Origin of the sequence: Brevibacillus fluminis (assembly GCF_052072235.1) — a bacterium.
Taxonomy (GTDB): Bacteria; Bacillota; Bacilli; order Brevibacillales; family Brevibacillaceae; genus Brevibacillus_D; species Brevibacillus_D fluminis_A.
In genome coordinates this window covers 4,021,111-4,038,628 of record NZ_CM125436.1, presented here as the reverse complement: position 1 = coordinate 4,038,628, position 17,518 = coordinate 4,021,111, and the positions used below count along the sequence as shown (strand labels likewise).

Annotated in this window: 13 protein-coding genes; 5 read left to right on the top strand and 8 right to left on the bottom strand. The window is 54.7% G+C overall.

The genetic code is table 11. The features are described from left to right. From ACTID9_RS20105 to ACTID9_RS20075, 7 genes are all read right to left on the bottom strand, one after another. A complete protein-coding gene (locus ACTID9_RS20105) occupies window positions 1–1,155 on the bottom strand; it encodes an acetoin utilization protein AcuC (protein WP_441066662.1) in 1,155 nt (384 codons plus the stop codon). Further along, window positions 1,152–1,799 (bottom strand): CBS and ACT domain-containing protein, encoded by a 648-nt coding sequence (locus tag ACTID9_RS20100; protein ID WP_441066661.1) that lies wholly within the window; start codon window positions 1,797–1,799, stop codon window positions 1,152–1,154. Before ACTID9_RS20100 ends, ACTID9_RS20105 begins: the two co-directional genes overlap by 4 nt. Before the next feature lie 22 nt (window positions 1,800–1,821). Further along, complete coding sequence (locus ACTID9_RS20095; protein WP_441066660.1) at window positions 1,822–2,454, bottom strand: N-acetyltransferase; 633 nt, start codon at window positions 2,452–2,454, stop codon at window positions 1,822–1,824. A gap of 152 nt (window positions 2,455–2,606) precedes the next feature. Then, on the bottom strand, window positions 2,607–5,735 hold the full coding sequence (locus ACTID9_RS20090; protein ID WP_441066659.1) for a transglycosylase domain-containing protein: 3,129 nt from the start codon (window positions 5,733–5,735) through the stop codon (window positions 2,607–2,609). Between the two features lie 93 nt (window positions 5,736–5,828). Further along, on the bottom strand, window positions 5,829–7,205 hold the full coding sequence (locus ACTID9_RS20085) for an MFS transporter (RefSeq protein WP_441066658.1): 1,377 nt from the start codon (window positions 7,203–7,205) through the stop codon (window positions 5,829–5,831). Between the two features lie 247 nt (window positions 7,206–7,452). Further along, window positions 7,453–8,052: a 30S ribosomal protein S4 gene (gene rpsD / locus ACTID9_RS20080; protein ID WP_441066657.1), complete on the bottom strand. Its 600-nt coding sequence runs from the start codon at window positions 8,050–8,052 to the stop codon at window positions 7,453–7,455. A 249-nt stretch (window positions 8,053–8,301) separates the two neighbouring features. Continuing rightward, window positions 8,302–10,572 (bottom strand): YcdB/YcdC domain-containing protein, encoded by a 2,271-nt coding sequence (locus tag ACTID9_RS20075; RefSeq protein ID WP_441066656.1) that lies wholly within the window; start codon window positions 10,570–10,572, stop codon window positions 8,302–8,304. 195 nt (window positions 10,573–10,767) lie between these two features. Here ACTID9_RS20075 and ACTID9_RS20070 point away from each other — a divergent pair, with 195 nt between their 5' ends. From ACTID9_RS20070 to ACTID9_RS20055, 4 genes are all read left to right on the top strand, one after another. After that, window positions 10,768–11,355, top strand: coding sequence for a histidine phosphatase family protein (locus tag ACTID9_RS20070; RefSeq protein WP_441066655.1), 588 nt, complete (start codon window positions 10,768–10,770; stop codon window positions 11,353–11,355). 159 nt (window positions 11,356–11,514) lie between these two features. Then, on the top strand, window positions 11,515–13,659 hold the full coding sequence (locus ACTID9_RS20065; protein ID WP_441066654.1) for a sensor domain-containing diguanylate cyclase: 2,145 nt from the start codon (window positions 11,515–11,517) through the stop codon (window positions 13,657–13,659). A 196-nt stretch (window positions 13,660–13,855) separates the two neighbouring features. Next, window positions 13,856–14,818: an MBL fold metallo-hydrolase gene (locus ACTID9_RS20060; protein WP_441072663.1), complete on the top strand. Its 963-nt coding sequence runs from the start codon at window positions 13,856–13,858 to the stop codon at window positions 14,816–14,818. Between the two features lie 77 nt (window positions 14,819–14,895). Then, window positions 14,896–15,777 (top strand): hypothetical protein, encoded by an 882-nt coding sequence (locus tag ACTID9_RS20055; protein WP_441066653.1) that lies wholly within the window; start codon window positions 14,896–14,898, stop codon window positions 15,775–15,777. A gap of 44 nt (window positions 15,778–15,821) precedes the next feature. Here the strand turns inward: ACTID9_RS20055 and ACTID9_RS20050 are convergent, their stop codons facing one another. After that, window positions 15,822–16,679: an endonuclease/exonuclease/phosphatase family protein gene (locus ACTID9_RS20050; RefSeq protein WP_441066652.1), complete on the bottom strand. Its 858-nt coding sequence runs from the start codon at window positions 16,677–16,679 to the stop codon at window positions 15,822–15,824. 128 nt (window positions 16,680–16,807) lie between these two features. On the opposite strand from ACTID9_RS20050, the gene refZ reads away from it, so the two are divergent. Further along, on the top strand, window positions 16,808–17,503 hold the full coding sequence (gene refZ / locus ACTID9_RS20045) for a forespore capture DNA-binding protein RefZ (RefSeq protein WP_441066651.1): 696 nt from the start codon (window positions 16,808–16,810) through the stop codon (window positions 17,501–17,503). Window positions 17,504–17,518 lie beyond the last annotated feature (15 nt).

The following is a 17,518-nucleotide window of genomic DNA, read 5'->3' as shown; positions in this document are numbered from 1 at the left end:
TCATCCCAATGGCGCATACATCAAAGCGCGCTCCATGATCACGCGATTTTTTTCGGTGATCTCGGCGCGCCGGGGAATCGGCGGGAAGGGGTGCACGTCGTCAAACAGATGGGTGGGGAGAGGCAATTCGCTATCCCCGCTCCATTTGCTCGTCCACGCTAGCGGAAGCGGGCCATCGGACAAGGGCCGATCGGTCATTTCGCTCCACAAGAGCGTCCAGGCGCGCGGGACGACGCGGTAAATATCGTAGCCGCCGCCCCCGACCGCAATCCAGCGCCCGCCGCACAGCTCATGGGCGAGTTCATGTGCCAGCCGTGGAATCTCCTGATAGATGCGCATCGTGCAAGACAGATGTGTCAGCGGGTCATAAGCGTGTGCATCGCAGCCGTTTTGCGTCAGGATCACGTCAGGCTTGAACCCCCGGGCGATTTGCGGAATGAGCGCGTTGTACACTTCCAGAAAAGAGTCGTCCTCCGTAAACGCTTCCAGCGGAACATTCACGGAGTAGCCGTAGCCGACTCCATCACCGCGCTCGCTCAAATCGCCGGTGCCCGGAAACAAATATTTGCCCGTCTCATGAATGGACAGGGTCAGCACGTTGGGATCGTCATAAAAAGCCCATTGCACGCCGTCGCCATGATGGGCATCGGTATCGATATAGAGAACGCGTGCGTCCCAATGCTTGCGCAAATAGGCGATGGCGACGGAGCAGTCGTTGTAGATGCAAAAGCCGGACGCTCGCCCGCGAAACGCGTGGTGCAAGCCGCCGGCAGGGTTAAAGGCATGCGACGCTTGTCCGTTCATCACGATGTCTGCCGCTTGCAGCGTCCCGCCAACGATCAGGGAAGTCGCTTCATGCATCTTGGGAAAGCACGGGACATCCTCCGTGCCCAGCCCGTAGCTGGGCGCCTGGGGCAATTCGCTGTCGCTGTGTCCTTGCGCGCGGACGGTATCGATGAATTTGCGGTCGTGGACCAGTGTGAGTTCATCGTCTGTCGCATAGCGCGGCTGGACGATCTGCGCTTCATCGATCAGCCCGTATGCCTGCATGAGATCGTGAGTCAAAATCAGCCGCTTCTGGTTGAAAGGATGGTCCGCGTGAAAATAGTAGGTCGCGTATTCAGGCGAATAAATGAAGCGGGATTGCTGGCTCAAGATAAAGGTCCCCCCTCATCGATGGGGGCGACAACATGGAAGCCTCGTTCTTTCAAAAGCTGCAGCACATTGCGCGGATCGATCGTTTGCACGCGGAAGACCAGCAGCTTGCGGGTCGGAACACGGCAAGGATAGACAATGACCGAGGTCACATTCGTCTGGGCATCGCGAAACACGTTGCTGACTTCAGCGAGCACGCCCACACGGTCCTCCACCTCGACCTCGATATGGGAGCTGGGGCGATTGACGCCGAACAGTTCCACCAAACTGTGGAAAATATCGGATTCGGTGATGATCCCGACCAGTTCGTCCCCTTCGACGATCGGCAAGCAGCCGACTTTGTGCATGTAGACCGTTTTGGCCGCATCTTCCAAAAAGTCGAGCGGATGACCGGTGATCACCTCATGCTTCATGATTTCGGTTACGGGGCGGGAAAAAACCATCTCGTCATCCTCATGGTTTAATAAGGAGGACGGCAGCGCATCGCGCAGATCGCGGTCCGAGACGATGCCGACGAGCTTTCCTTGATCAATCACGGGCAGATGGCGGATGCGGTTTTCCCGCAAAAGCCGGAACGCTTCCCCGATGGTGCTTGCCGGTGTCACGATTTTCGGATTCGGACGCATAATTTCAACCAAACGCATGGAAAAAACTCCTCTCCGCTTCCTAATACATAAATCGATTTTGAAATCTCACCTGGTCAAAACGCATGATGCTTTCGTTTGGCACGCGCTTGCCAATGCGGGCCATCAAACAGTTGGCGGGATGGGAACAAATCTCCGGATCATCGGTCGCCATCCAGACCATGCCGATGCTGCCCATCACTTTTTCCATGATTTTGCGGTACCCCCATACGTCGAGACCCGTGCCTTTCAAGTCCCAGTGCCAGTAATATTCCGTGCTGATCACGATGTAATCTTCCATCGCGTCGTCGAGATAGGCCAGCATAAGCATCGCCTTGCCCACGCCAGCTGCGCGAACTTTATGGCTGACCTCGATCGCGCCCAGCTCCAGCAAATCTTCCATCTTGGCCTCTGACCATCGTTCCATCGGATCAGGGTGAAGAAACGTCACATAGCCTAGCACCAAATCTCCGTCCCGGGCGATGATGATCCGACCCTCCGGCAATTCGGCGATTTCGACCAATGCTTTTTGCTGTTCCTCCGGGACACGGAAAGCCTTGAGACCTTCATCAAACGTCATGGCGGCGAGTCGCTGTGGCTCTACCGGACCTTCAATGATCAGTTCGCGCCCGCCTGCCTCGTATGTGTTGCAATAATATCGCTTGGTGTGAATCATCGCTGTTGATCCACCTCTTTCGCATCTTCTTCTACGGTTATTATAGCGAACCTAGTAACAAAAAGGGCAGAGAGAATGAGGAGAATTTGAAACAAAAAACGGAGACAGGCGTCTGCTTGTCTCCGTTTTAGTTTGGTCATGCCAGATGAGCTTTACTCGGCCTGCGCGGCATTGACGCTCGCCGATTGCGGCGACTCTCCGTTGCTGTTGACCGCGCTGACATAATACCATCCGTTTTTCTCCGACGTGCTGTGCACGTAGGTGGTGCCAACCGTCGTATCGAGCAGCTGGAAGCCATTGGCCGGGTCCAGGCTGTAATAAATGTTGTAGGCGATCACTTGCTCCGAGCCGGCATTCGCCTTCCATTTCAGCGCGAAGCCGGTGCCGGTTTTCTTGATCGACAGGCTCTTCGGCGTGGACGGCAGCCCGTTGGCATTGGTGTTGGTATCCGTCGGTTCAGTCGGTGGGCCAGGCTGATTCGGATCGATGCCCGGCTGTGTGCCAGGCTGGCTGTTCGTGTCTGTCCCGCTGTTTGGCGTCGTTTCGCCGGGAATCGGATATTCCCAGACCGTGCTCGTCCCGAGTGAGGCAACCGGCGATGGCGGGGATTCCGCTCCGGTGATGTCGACGGAGGTGAGGTAGTAGCCGTACGTGCCCGAGGCTTTTGCCGTCGCGTCATCGTAGCCGCCTGCTTTCGGGTCTTTGATGACGGCGAGCTTTTCAAAGCCATGGTCAGCGCTGGCGCGGTACAGCCGATAGCCTAGCAAATCGGTTTCGCTGCCCGGCTGCCAGGAGATGTGCACGCCTTTCTCGCCTTTGCCCGCCGTGACATTGCCGGGAGCGGCAGGAGCGCCTGGCACCTCGGTCCGCGGGTCGGTTTCGGTTGGCATCCGCTCCGCCCAGTCGGCCGGTTTCGTTCCCGCCTTCTTGTTCAGTGCGGCGATTTGAGCGGCGGTCAGCTGCTGCGTATCCGGCGGTTTGAAGAAAATGCCTTCCTCCACGAATTCGTCGGGCGTGCCGTCTTTTGCCAGATAGCGCGTCTCGTCGATGGTGACGACGCGTGCCTTCTGATGCGTGTCATCCACTTTCGTCGGCACGAACTGGCGGTTGAACAAATCGGTGATCGTGTGCTTCGCTTCCTTGGAAAGCTCGCTTGGCAAGAGCCCTGATTTGCTGTCGATCGTCGCCGTGACGACATTCCGCGGCTTTTGAAACTTTTCATTTTTACCCGACAGATCGGGCTTCATCTTCATGACGTTCTGCATGACTTTTCCCCAGATCTCGATCGGACGTCGGGAATTGGGGACGCGGTGGGGCTCGTCATAGCCTGTCCAGACACCCAGTGTGACCTCTGGCGTATAGGCGACGAACCAGGCGTCATTGTCGCTGTTGGTGGTACCGGTCTTGCCCGCGATGTCGATGCCGCGGGTAATGTATTTGCGCACGCCGGCACCTGTACCGGAGTCGACGACGGTCCGCATCATGTCGGTCATCAAGTACGCGGTTTCCTCGCTGAAGACCGGTTCCGGCTTGATCTCGTGCTTGAAGATCACATTGCCGGAGCTGTCTTCGATCCGGTCGATCATGTAGGCATCGATGAAGGAACCATGATTGGCAAAAGTCGCGTAGGCATTGGTAATCTCCTCAACCGTCAGCCCGTACGTCAACCCGCCGATAACGCCGGTCGTTGCATGATCATCGTCCTCCACCAGCGTGGTCACGCCCATTTTCTTCACATAATCGAGCGCGGTCGGAATGCCCACTTTCATATAGGCACGAATGGCCGGCACGTTCCACGATTGCCGCAGCGCTTCTCTCGCGCTGATCATCCCGTGGTATTTAAAATCCCAGTTTTGCGGCAGATGGACGCCTTTTTGCCCGTCCGGCAGCGCGAGCGGGGAGTCGTCGATCGGCGACCCGGGCTGCAGGTAGCCGAGTTCAAAAGCAGGCCCATAGGCAGCCAGCGGCTTCATCGCGGAACCGGGCTGGCGCGGAGCGGTCGTATGGTTTGTCTGTTCCACGCTGAAATCCCGTCCGCCCATCATGCCGAGGATGGCCCCCGTTTTGTTCTGGATCAGCATCGAACCGACTTCTTCCAGCGCGTTTTCGATCCGTTTTCCGTTGGCATTGGTGTAGGTGGCGTTTTTGGCGAAGTTTTTCGGATCGGACGCGATGTCCTGCATCATTTTGTTCAAATCTTTGTCGACCGTAGTGTAAATCTTGTAGCCGCTGCGCAACACTTCGCGGCTTTTCAAGTCGAGCATCCGCCGGTATTCCGTCTTGCCGATTTCATCCTTGTCTTTTCCTTCCGATGCGAGCTGGGCATCCAGCAAAGCTTTTGCAGCGCGCTGCTCAATATCCATCATCAGGTAAGGGAATTCGGAGTAAGCCTTGCGCTCCGGCTTGGCCAAATTCGCTTGCAGGTTGGCTCCCGACGCCTCGTCATACTGCGCTTTCGTGATGTATCCGTTTTCCATCATGCGGTCGAGAACCATTTTTTGCCGCTCTTTTCCGCGTTTGTATCCTTCCGTCGAAAACGGGGAATACGAACCGGGGTTTTGAATCATCCCGGCCAGATAGGAAGCCTCGCTAAGATCCAGATCTTTTACATCCTTGTTGAAAATCCCTTTCGCCGCCGCCTGCACCCCGTAAATGTTGGTGCGGTTGGCGCTGTGACCGAAATAAATCTCGTTCATGTACGCTTCCAGAATCTGATCCTTGGAAAACATCCGTTCAATCCGCAGCGCGTTGAAAATCTCTTTGGCCTTACGCTTGTGGTTGACATCTGCGTTCAGGATCGTGTTCTTGATCAGCTGCTGCGTCAACGTGCTTCCCCCGGTGACGACCGGCTGATTGGTGAACTCCTGATATGCGCCGCGTAGCGTGGATTGCAGCGATACGCCGTGATGTTCATAAAAGGTTTTATCTTCCGTTGCGATGATTGCATTGATCAAATAAGGCGACACTTCAGACTTCTTGACCAAGCGCCGGTCTTCATCGGGGGTACGCAGCTGGCCGATCAGCGTCCCGTCGTTGTAGTAGGCGAAACCTGTCAAGTCATTGCTGAAAATCTTGGTGTGAATCTCGTCGTAACTGCGCACCGGCTCGTCTTTTACCAGCGCGGCGACATAGCCTGTCACGACACCGCCCGCAAGCAATACGGACATGAATCCGAAAAGTAGCAGAAGCTGAAGGACCAGGAAAAAAGTCGCTTTTTTGCTTCTGCGCCGCCTCTTTTTACCGGGAGTATCCGACGAGGCAGGCGAATTCGTGTTTGGCATATGCGAACAACCTCCTACAAGAATCGACCCCATTATACCATAAGTAGAAAAATCAGGCATAGTTAAAAGGGAGCAGCAAAAACGCTCCTGACATTACGTCGGGAGCGTTTCTTTTTGCTGGCGTGCGGCTCTCTTGCCGCCGCGCATATGAAGCTGGACGATCGCAAGCACCAGCAAGGAGCTGAGCGCCACGGCGACCAGAAGGAGGAACGCGTTGGAAAAGGAGTGGTACGGGGACGTTGTGAGCAGGTTCCACCGGGCAGTTTCCAATTCCAGAAACCGGCTGGCCAAAGCAGGCCCGATCGCGTTGCCCAAAAACGTGCTCAAATTGAAGAGTCCCATGCCGACGCCCATTTCCGAACGGTCAAGCGGGCGGGAGACATAGCTGCCGAGCGACGACTGGATCGCGGAAAAGCTCAGGTTGACGAATGCGATGAAAACACCGATCCAGACGGGCGAAAAACCGATGATGGTCGACAGAGCCGCAAACGCCAGGCTCATCACCAGGACGGCTCCGCGCATGATCGCAGGGCTGCCGAAGCGGTCCGACAGCTTGCCGAAATGGGAGCCGAGGATGGCGGTGAGAATCGCCCCCGGGAACAGGACCAGCCCGATCGAGCCGGCTTGCAGCCCGTTCGCTTCCTTCAAGAGAAGCGGCAGCAAAAACAGCGCGGAGCTGAGGCAGAAATAGAGCAGCATCCCGATGAACAAGAGCAGGCGATACGGTTTGTTGGCGAGCAGCCGAACCTGGACAAACGGGGAGGGGCTGCGGCGAATTTGCACAACAAACAAGGCCAGCAAGATGACGCCCGCCAGGAAAAACCATCCGCTGACATTGAGACCGAGCAGGAGGGAAGCGATTCCGGAAGCGAGCAGCACGGCACCGAGCGCATCAAAGCTGCCGCCGCTGGCCGGTTTCTCCGCCGGCAACGTTTTCTGCAAGAGCGGCAGGGCGAAAAGGCTGATGACCGGAATGAGAAACAGGTAGCTCCAGCCGAGAAACTGGGTGACGAGACCGCTCAAGATCGGACCGACCCCCATGCCCAGCGCGACGGTCGACGAGACGTAACCGAGCACATGGCCGCGCTTTTCAGGTGGAAAATATTTGGTGGCGACGATCATGGATAATGCCGGGACAGCCGCCGCACCGCTTGCTTGAATGAGCCTGGCTGCAATCACGAAGCCGTAATGGCCAGCGAAAAAGCCGCAGATCGACCCGAGGCAAAAAATGCTGAGCCCGACCACGATCAAACGGCGAACCGGGAACAAGTCGGCGAGCTTGCCGTATGTAACCGAGCCGATCGCGAAAATAACGCCGTAGCCGACCACAACCCAGCTGACCTGCGTCGGCAGCAAGCTGTAGTCTTTGGCGATTTGCGGCAATGCGACGTTGAACATGGTTCCGCTCATGACGGCGAAAAGGACGGCAAAGCAGAGGGAAAAGACGAGCTTCGTCTGTTGGGAAGTCATAGCGGGAATACTCCTCTCTAAAAAACAACTCTATATAAAATACTTTGTAAAGTATAATGTTTGTTATTGGTTTCGTCAACCAACTTCGAAGTGATTGCGGAATGTGATAGTTGCGCGGTTGCCGCGCGATGCGCAGGTGGAGATCGAAGCGATTGCATGTTTAGCCTAACGCCCAGGGGGTGCAAGGAGTCGAGATAACGGGGGTAAAAAAGGGTTGGAACCGGATGGCTCCAACCCTTTGTCGTTATTAACGGCTGTAGTACTCAACGATCAGTTTCTCGTTGATTTCTGCAGGCATTTCTTCACGGTCTGGCAAGCGAGTGAAAGTACCTTCCAGCGCGCTGTCGTTGAACGTGATGTAGTTTGGCAAGAAGTTGCGGGATTCGATTGCTTCCTTCACAACTTGCAGGTTGCGGGATTTTTCACGCAGGCTGATTACGTCACCTGGTTGTACGCGGTAGGAAGGAATGTTAACCTTTTTACCGTTTACCAAGAAGTGACCATGGTTTACCAATTGGCGGGATTGGCGACGGGTAGAAGCGAAGCCCATGCGGTATACCACGTTATCCAAACGGGATTCCAGCAATTTCATGAAGTTTTCACCGTGTACGCCAGCCATTTTAGCGGACTGGTCGAATGTGCGGCGGAATTGTTTTTCGTTCACACCAAACATATGGCGCAGTTTTTGTTTTTCTTGCAATTGGATACCGTATTCGCTCATTTTGCGACGGTTGTTGTGACCGTGTTGTCCCGGTGGGAAGTTGCGTTTAATGTCTTTTCCTGTACCATCGAGGGAGATACCCAGACGACGGGCCAGTTTGTGAGCAGGACCTGTGTAACGTGACATGTTTTCATTCTCCTTTAAATTGGATTCGCAGGTGTTTACTTCCGCAAGGCTTGTCTCGTCTTTATCTACACGACCATCGGACGGTAGCATTTCCGCATCGTGCTCCTCACAGAGCTTCAGCCGCTGTCTGTAAGGGACAAAACAAAGAGGGTCACCTTCCGTTTTTACCTACAATCATTGCTACCCTATAACACATACACTTTATAGTATATTGGCGGCATAGGCTGTGTCAAGGAGAATGATGCATGACTAGCGATTCAGGTTTTGTTTTTCTACCAATTCCGCTCGTTTTTCCAGGAAACGGGAGAAGGCGAGCGCTGCATCCGCACGGGATACTTCTTCATCCGGCTTGAACAGGTTTTGTTCGGCAGGCATGATCCCGAGCGAATGAATGATGATGATCGGGCCGCGCAGCTTGTTGTTGGCGATGTCGGTCAGCTTGGTCGTGAACATGTCGTTGTAGCTGGCGAGCTGGCGGTAGCCCAGTGCGCGGACAAGCATGTCGGCCAATTCCGCACGCGTGATTTTTTGGTCAGGGTTCAAATTTTTGGCGCTCTTGTCGAGCAGTCCGCGGTCAACGGCATTTTCGACAGAGGCGAAGTATCGGGACGACTTGGCAACATCGGCATACGATGCGGCGCGGGATTCATAAGCCAATGGCGAAATTTTCCCCTGGTTGAGCGTGATGATCAGCATGTCGATCATTTCGCCGCGCGAAATCGGCAGTTCCGGCATCAGTTTGCCGTCCTTGATCGAGATCGCGTCGTATTGGTACATGAGCAGCAGGGCGTCTTCCGCAGGGTTGCCCGCAATGTCGGTAGGCGTTTCGCGATGGAGCGTATACGGTTTGCCTGTGGATTCGGCAATCCATCCGCCGCTTGCCGCGTCGAGGACGTACGAATCGTCCGCAGGCGTGACGCTCATGCGATATACCAGCTTCGCGTTGCGCGGTTCCGCGCCGTCCGCTTTTTTCTGCTCTTCCGGCGCGATCGGCTCGCTGATGTACACGAGTTCCGGCTCGGCCTCTTTCAGCCACGCATCCGTGGCCTGATCGGCAGAGATGTGATCCGGCAATGCTTTCGGATACGATTCCGACCCGACATTTACATAATAGGAAGTGACTTCGCCCGTTTCGTTGTCGATCGTTACGCTGGCTCCGCCGGAAGCAGCCTGTACGCCGTTGACGAAGCGCTGGAACTGATAATAGGAAGCGTTGGAGCCGCCCGGATTTTTGCCGTTATCCCCATTGTTCCCATCGACATAATAGAGATCGGAGGCATAGGTCGGCGACCATTTCCGCAACGTGTCCAGCGCCGCTTTTTTCAGGCTGGCCGTTTTGCTGCTCGAAACGGTGCCGGCTTTTTCCGAAAGCATGGCATGCACATCGTTGCTAAACGAAAGGACATCTCCGGAGAGCGCATCGATTTCGCAGTACGCTTGGCGCGCATCGGCGTTCTTATCTTTTTTTTCCAGCTGCAGGTTCCAGACGGGACGGTTGCCGCGATAGCTGGATTCATTGTAGCTGGCGTTGCGCAGTTGGTACCCGGAGAGCGGCAAAATCTTTTGCGCAAACGCGTATGCCTCGTCCTGTGTCATCTGGCTGCCGGAATGGAGGGCAGGCAGCTTGCTTTCGCTCACGGCTTCCGGCTCTGTCTCTTTCCATTCTTTCAACGAGGAATTGACCAGCTTGCCTGTCTTGGCATCCAAATAGTTGAGGAACGGATTGCGGTAGACGAGGACAGGCTTCTGATTGTCCTGATTTTGATTCTCCCACGGCAGCAAGTACGCCATTTTCGCTTTCGTGCCTGTCTTGAATGCCGCCAATGCCGCTTTTGCATCGATCAGATCGCCTGATTTCGCGAAATTGACGGAATCGGACCAGTTGAGGCTGTAGCTGGTGATCATGCCGCTGCCGTCCACGGTGATATCGACGCCGTTATCCGGGAACGGGATGCCGTCCACATAGCGGACATAATGGAAATTGTGGAAGACGGTGACGCCAAGCGGCGGCTTTTGTGCGGCCAGGTCGCGGTCGTACAGCTTGACGAATTCTGCTTTTTGCGCGTTCGCTTGCTTGAGGAACTGATCCGCTTTTTTCTGCGCGGCCTCCCGGCTTATTTTCGTTGTGCTGACGCTGTCCCGATCGGTGCTGCGGGAGTAGATGGTCAGGCCGCCGGTATTCGCGTCGACCGATACGGTGATGTACAGCGAACCGCCATCGTCGCCTTTCGTTTTGCTCCAGGAAAAAGTCCATTCCGGGAAGGAGCGCCAGGCGTCACCTGACCGAAAATACGTATTATCCAGCTTCATGCCGTCTGGAAGCTTCGCAAAGACAAGCGCTTTTTGGTAGGCGGCATCCTTCGATAATTTGGCGTTGGCTGCTTGAGCCGCGACTTCAGAGGCCGCAATCGCTTTGATTGCCGAAGGGCTCGCCGCTGGCTGAGCTGCGAACACGCTTGCCGGTGCGAGCAGGGAAGCGGTCAAAAGCAGGAATAAAGAACGTTTCATCATGGGGTTCATCGGTTATCCTCCTTAGGATCTTGTGGAAACTTCTTCTTCTGAACCATTTGACGACGCGTGTCTGGCATTCGTTTCAAGGACAGGGATAAATCTGATGATTGGTAACTGACAGTGTTTTACAAAGATTGTGGCGTGTTGTGCAAATATCCACTATAATAGAAGCAATCGAGTCAATTCGAGGGGGCTTTAAGAGAAATGGGTACCATCCTATACTTGATTCGCCACGGAGAAACCGACTGGAATAAAGAGCGGCGGATTCAAGGGCATAGCGATGTGCAATTGAACGCGATTGGCCTGGAACAAGCCGACAAACTGGCGGCATTTCTGGCCCGCGAACGCTTCAACAAAATTTATTCGAGTGATCTCAAGCGCGCCTATGATACGGCTTTCCGGCTGTCACAAGCGACAGGGAGCCCGCTAGAGGCGCTTGTTCGTTTGCGTGAACGCAGCTACGGAGAATTGGAAGGACTCTCTTACGAAGAAGTAAGGGAACGGATGCAGCAGGCAGGTGACGATGAATCGCTTTTGGGCATCGAATCCGTGGACGCGATCCAAGATCGCGCTTTTTCTTGCTTGTCCGAGTTGGTGCAAAACCATACGGATGAGACGATTGCCGTCGTTTCGCATGGTGGGTATATCAACTCCTTTTTATACCGCATCTCCAACGGAACGATGGGGACGGGCATCACCAGGTTGGACAATACCGGCATCACCAAATTGGCCTATGACCCGGCTTCATATACATGGGAAACGATCGGAGTAAATAGTACGCCACATTTATAAATTAATAGAGAAGGAGAGAGGGATTTTTTGGTGCACAAACAAATGTTGGGCAAATTGGAAACCGTATTTTCATATATGACCCACTTTCTCTTGTATACATGGCCCGAAAACCGCCCTGGTATCCTCTTCTTGACTGATGCTAAAGGCTGTTTGCTTCACATGTTCTCCATGCAGGTCGGCCAAACCTGGATACCGGGCGCCTTTCATTGGCATACAGGCGAATCGCTGGCACAGACGCCGGAATCTGTCGTCAAGCGCGCCATCGACTCCGGCCAGATCGTTTCCGGCAACGCTTCGGCTGTTTCCGGTGAGCAGGATTGCGCAATGGTTGCGCTGCCGCTGAAAGAAAGCGACGGCAGAATCCGCGCGATCATCGGTCTCGCTTTGCCCAAAGACGAGCTTGATTTTGATCCGGTGTCCTACATGCGCGGTCTTGAGCCATTGGTCTACATGGGGTATGACGCCTACATCCAGCATACGACGAGCGACATCGTGATGAATATCAACCGGTATGACCGTTATGCCGAGCTGGTCCAAAGTCTGATCCAGGAGATCGCGACTGTGATTGACAAAGGGGTTTGTTCGGCTGTCAAGCTCGATGAGAAAGGGTACCTCCTGCCACAGGATCGATACACGACCGAGGAGATCGGCACCAAAAGCGACACGCAGCTGGCGCAAATCATTCCTCTGTACATACATGAACCGATCAAGCCGATGACCTCGGAAGATCGGCGTTTGATCATTTTTCCCATCCACAGTGAAGGCAAGCCTCTGACAGCCTTGTTCCTGCATCTGCCTGCCGACGAAACGGAACTGTTCTATGATGATCGGGACGTAGCGTTTCTGCAGCAGATTGGCGAAAAGATCAGCTACACCTTATTGCGCACGATCATTGCCGACAACACGCGGCGGGACGTGCAAAAAAAAGAGATGCTGTACCAGATCACCAAAAAAATTCAGGCGACGATCGACGTGGATGAAGTGCTGACTGAAATCATCCAAAGCTTGCACAACCTTTATCCCTACTTTCAAGCCGACCTGTATTTAACGGTAGAGACGAACACCACGTTGCCGGTCAAGCAGCTGACGTTTTCTCCAGGCGAAAATGTGACCAGCAGCCAAGCCTATATGGAAGGCAGGCTCATCAGCAACCAATTGGATGAGGACGGGCAGAAGGTTACGGTGATCGCGGCTCCGCTGCTCGGGAAGCAGGGGATGTACGGGGTGCTGCAGCTGTCGGCCAAGGAACTCGTCAATATCGACAACTATGAGACGGACTACATCTCCATATTGGCGGAGACGGCGGGCACGGCATTTGAGAACGCGCAGCTGTACCAGCAATCGCGCAATTTGATCCGGGAGCTGCGGCTGATCAACGAGATGGCCCAGCAGCTTAACCGCAGCCTGAACCTGGATGAGATTTTGCAATTCGTGACGACGATGCTGCTTACCACCTTTGAGGCAGAGTATTGCGCGATTTTGCAAAAAGACGCGGACGAGGACCAGCTGCTCGTACTTTCAGCCTCCAATCCGGAGCATGCGGGCGAGCGGATCTCGGCGCTGCAGCAGCCGCTGCACGATATTATCCGGAGCAAGCAGGCCGTCATTTTGGCGAATCCGAGCACGGAGACGATGCCATTTTCGCTGGTTCCGTTCGCATCGCTGATGGCCGTGCCGCTTTTGCAGGAATCCGAAGTGTCTGGCGTCTTGCTTGTGTGCGATTCGCGCCACCACTTTTTCAGCTTTGACGATTTCAAGCTGCTGGAAATTTTCGGGCAGCATACCAGTCTGGCGATCACCAATGCGATGCTGCACAGCGAAGTAGAGCGCATGGTCATCACGGACAATTTGACAGGGCTTTCGACGCGGCGGTATTTGGGCGATCAGGTGCAAGGGTCGCTGAACACCGATAGCGCAGGCTCGCTGATCCTGATGGACGTCGACTATTTCAAGAGCGTAAACGATACGTACGGCCATCAGGTGGGCGATGAAGTGTTGATTCAAGTCGCCAATCTGATCAAAAGCAATATCCGCGACTCGGATGTGGCCGCTCGTTGGGGCGGCGAGGAGCTGGCGGTCTATCTCCCCCGCGTCGAAGAGGCGACGGCCTTCTCGGTGGCGGAACGAATCCGCACCAGTGTGGAGCAGGAAACCAATCCGCGCGTCACGATCTCATGCGGCTTGGCGACCTGGAGTCGGGAAGGGGCGCGCAACATGTCGGTGGAAAGCATGTTCCATACGGCAGACGTAGCGCTTTATGAAGCCAAACGCCGAGGGCGCAATCAGGTGCGTACAGCGTATTAAGAGGGATAGACTCCGGCGGCGGGCCGGGTGAGCAAAGGAGGCATGCAAAAGGTGTGCCTCCTTTTCCTTCGCCGTGACGGCGCGTTTGTCTGACAAAAAATGTTACAATGGAACGATCACGGGCATCATCCCGTATTTTGGTCAGGCACACCAAAAGAATGACGATGGCTTGGAGGAGAGAAACGTGAAGACAGCAATGATTGCAGAGGGCATTTATCAGCTTCCCATTCCGACACCGTTTGCAGTAGGCGAGGTCAATCTTTATCTCGTCGCTGGCGAGACGCTGACGCTGGTCGATGTAGGTCCGCTGACGGAGGAAGCGTGGAGCGCGCTGGCGGGTGGAATGGAGCAAATCGGCTACCGGCTGGAAGATGTGGAGCAGGTTGTTTTGACGCATCATCACGTAGACCATTGCGGGCTTTTGGAGCGCGTTCGCGAGGTATCGGGCGCAGTAACGCTCGCGCATCCGCTGGCAAGGCCGTATGTGGAGCACGATAGGGCGTTCATGGATTTCCACGATCAGTTTTTTCTGCAAATTTATCGGGAGAGCGGTGTGCCGGAAGAAAAGCTGTCGCTGATCCAGCGTTTTCACCAGATGATCACGACGTTTTCCACACCGAGCAAAATCGATCTCGCGCTCAAACATGAACAGCGGGTGCCGGGTCTTGCGGAATGGCAGGTTCTTTACACGCCTGGACACTCGCAGAGCCATCTATCCCTGTATCGGGAACGGGATCGCGTCTTCATCGGCGGCGACCACATCATCAAGCACATTTCGTCCAACGCGTTTACCGAGCCGCCGCGCGACAAAACGCTGACGCGGCCATTGACGCTCGTCCAATACCGGACGGCGCTGGAAATGTGCGCAGACATGGACATCGAAATGGTGCTGCCGGGCCACGGCGAGGTCGTCACCAATCATCGCGAGCTGATTTTGGGACGCTTGAATCGCAACTGGGAGCGGACGGGAGTCTTGCGCCAGCATTTGCGCGATGGCGAAAAGACCGCGTATCAATTGACGGAGCTGCTGTTCCCGACCCTGATTCATAAAGAAATGCCGCTGACGCTTTCGGAAACGCTGGGGCATCTTGATCTTTTGGCCGTTTTGCATCAGGTGGAAATTCATAAGCGAAACGGTGTGAATTACTATTCCCTGTAGCAACCGGACGGGGCACGACTGCGCATAAGCCTCTTCTTGGCAGGAAAACCTAACAGCCAAGAAGAGGAGGGCATGCGATGAAACGGACGTTTTGCACCATTACAGTGCTTGTCACGGTGGCACTGCTTGCCGGTTGTGGTGCCCAGCAGCAAACCAAGCAGAGCGCAGAAAACGATTTCCCGCTGATGAGAGATCAGCTTTTGGCTGAAAAAAGCTATGAGTTCCACGGGCAAACCAAGCTTGTCTCCGATCCGGACGTGAACAACAATCTCGTGAACTTCTCCGGTCAAAAACAGGATGCGGATATGCTGATGAAAGTAAAGCTGTCCTTCCCCGAGCAAAATCGGGCGGAAAACCTGGCGCTGTTGTCGAAGAGCGACCAGCTTTATGCAAAGCGCGATCAGGATCACGGCTGGGTGAAGGTCGGAGCGGATCAAGCGGCGTTCACGCAGGAATTCAACAACTGGAATCCGGAATTCGGTTTCCGGCAAATGGACGAGATGAAAGTGCGGGTCGTCCCCGGCCCCGACAATAATCCAAACGACAACATCAAGGTCATGCGTGTCCACCTTGATCCAGCCAAACTGAAGGCATGGCTGTCTACGCAAATGAAAGAGCAGATGGGCACAGCGCAGGTCAAGTCTGTGCGGCCGCCGCGGCTGAAGATGGCGTTAAAGCTGTCGGACGGCCAATGGAACAAGCTGCCTGCTGGAGCGCATGTGCAATCTGCGGCGAACCACCGCAACATCGATGACATCATCAACAACATGGACCTGGATGCCGTCTACACCATTTCGTATGATGTCAACCGTATGCTGCCGACCCACATGCAGATGTCGATCCGCTCCGCCTACACGAAAGATGGACAGCGCGTCCGTGAAAATTCCCAGGTCGAAACGTATTTCCGCAACTACGGGCGAGGCTATCAGCTGCCTGACCCGACTGCGCCAACGCCTTGATCGTCACCTGTACAAAAAAGGAGCCGTAACGAGCGGCTCCTTTTTCACGTCTTTGTTTGGGGGAGAGATAAAATCGCGCCGACCGGATAGTGGTCGGAACGGTCGGTATCACCGGTGAAGCCGCCGTGGAACTGGATCCCGGAAGAAAGAAAAATCTGGTCGATCATTTCGGGATGCGCAGCAGAGCGGAGTGAAGCCGGCGGCTGGCTCATCTGAAAGAAAGGAGCCTGTACATCGGCGAGCAGCGGCTTGTACTGCCGGTTATTGGTCGGCGTGTTGAAGTCGCCGAGCAGCACGAACGGTTCATGCCGCGCATTGGAAGCTTCAACCGTACGCTTCAATACGGAAAATTGCGAAGCGCGTTCCGATTGCGACAATCCCAGGTGCGTCTCATACACATGCAGCGCCTGGCCGCCTACCTGCACAACGGCATCGAGCATCGTCCGCGGCTCTTTGCCGGACGGCAGCGCGACCGCCTTGGCCGAGAGAATCGGATAGCGGGACAAGACCGCATGCCCGTACGTGCCGATCAAAAAAGTAACGGCTGGCACATAGGCATAGTACATGCCCATTTGATCGGCGATCATTTTTGCCTGGTTGACGAATTGCGAGCGGGGTAACCCGTTGTCCACCTCCTGAAGGGCGATAATATCGCCATCAAGCTTTTTCAGCTCGTTGGCGACGGCAATCGGATCCGCAATGCCGTTATCATCGCGGCATCCCCGGATATTGTAGGTGATGACGGTAAGCTGATCGGGCGCCACTTGTCCCGGTTGCGTGTTTTGGCTGATGACCGGCACGCCGGAGTACGTCTCGGCGTCCGTTTGGTGACGCGCGGTGAACAAAAGCAGGATCGAGAGAGTCACAGCAAATAGTTTCAACCACGGTTTTTGTTTTTTCATATCTCTATCATAACGTGTCGGATGGTGGCGATGCAGTGGGAAAAAATGTCGTATCTGCCAAGCTCAACGCTTTTTTTGGAAGAAAAACTATACTATAATAATTAAGATGCTCCTGAAGTAATGGAAGCTTGACTCTTTCGAAAACGAATACGGTGACAAAAGGGGCGTTTGGTCCGGTGCGAGACGAATCGATTCGCGACAAAGCAGGCGATCAAACCAGGCTGAAAATCATGTCGGCCGCCGCCAAACTTTTTGATGCACAAGGCTACAAGGGCACGTCGGTCAGACAGATTGCCCAGGAAGCCAACGTAAATGTTGCCTTGATTTCCTACCATTTTCATGGGAAACAGGGACTACTGGAAGTGTTGATCTCCGGCTATTTCGAGAGATTATTCCAACGATTTGACGAACAGGAAAAATTAGACCAGAACCGTTCTGCTTTTGAACGGCTGACAACCAATATCCGTTTGTACGTCTATTATCAGCGTGACCATGCCTTGGTGACACGCTTGATTCAGCGTGAACTCAGTGTCGAATCGATGCTGGCGCGGGAAGTGATGACGCTGTACAGCCATCGCTTCAAGCACGCGTTCGCCAAGCTGATCGAGGAGGGGATGGCGACCGGGGAGATGAAAACCGTTTTCGTCGACTCCGTGCTGCTGTCCATGGCCAGCCTGCTGATTTATCCATATGTGAATCTTCAATCTGTGCGAGAAGTCTATTATCTGGAACCGTTATCGGATGAATTTTGCGAGCGATTGGTGGCGTCCACCAACGAGTTGATGCGTTCGCTCTTGCTGCCTTCCGCATCTTTCCATAAGTAGGTTGCCAAAGGGGAT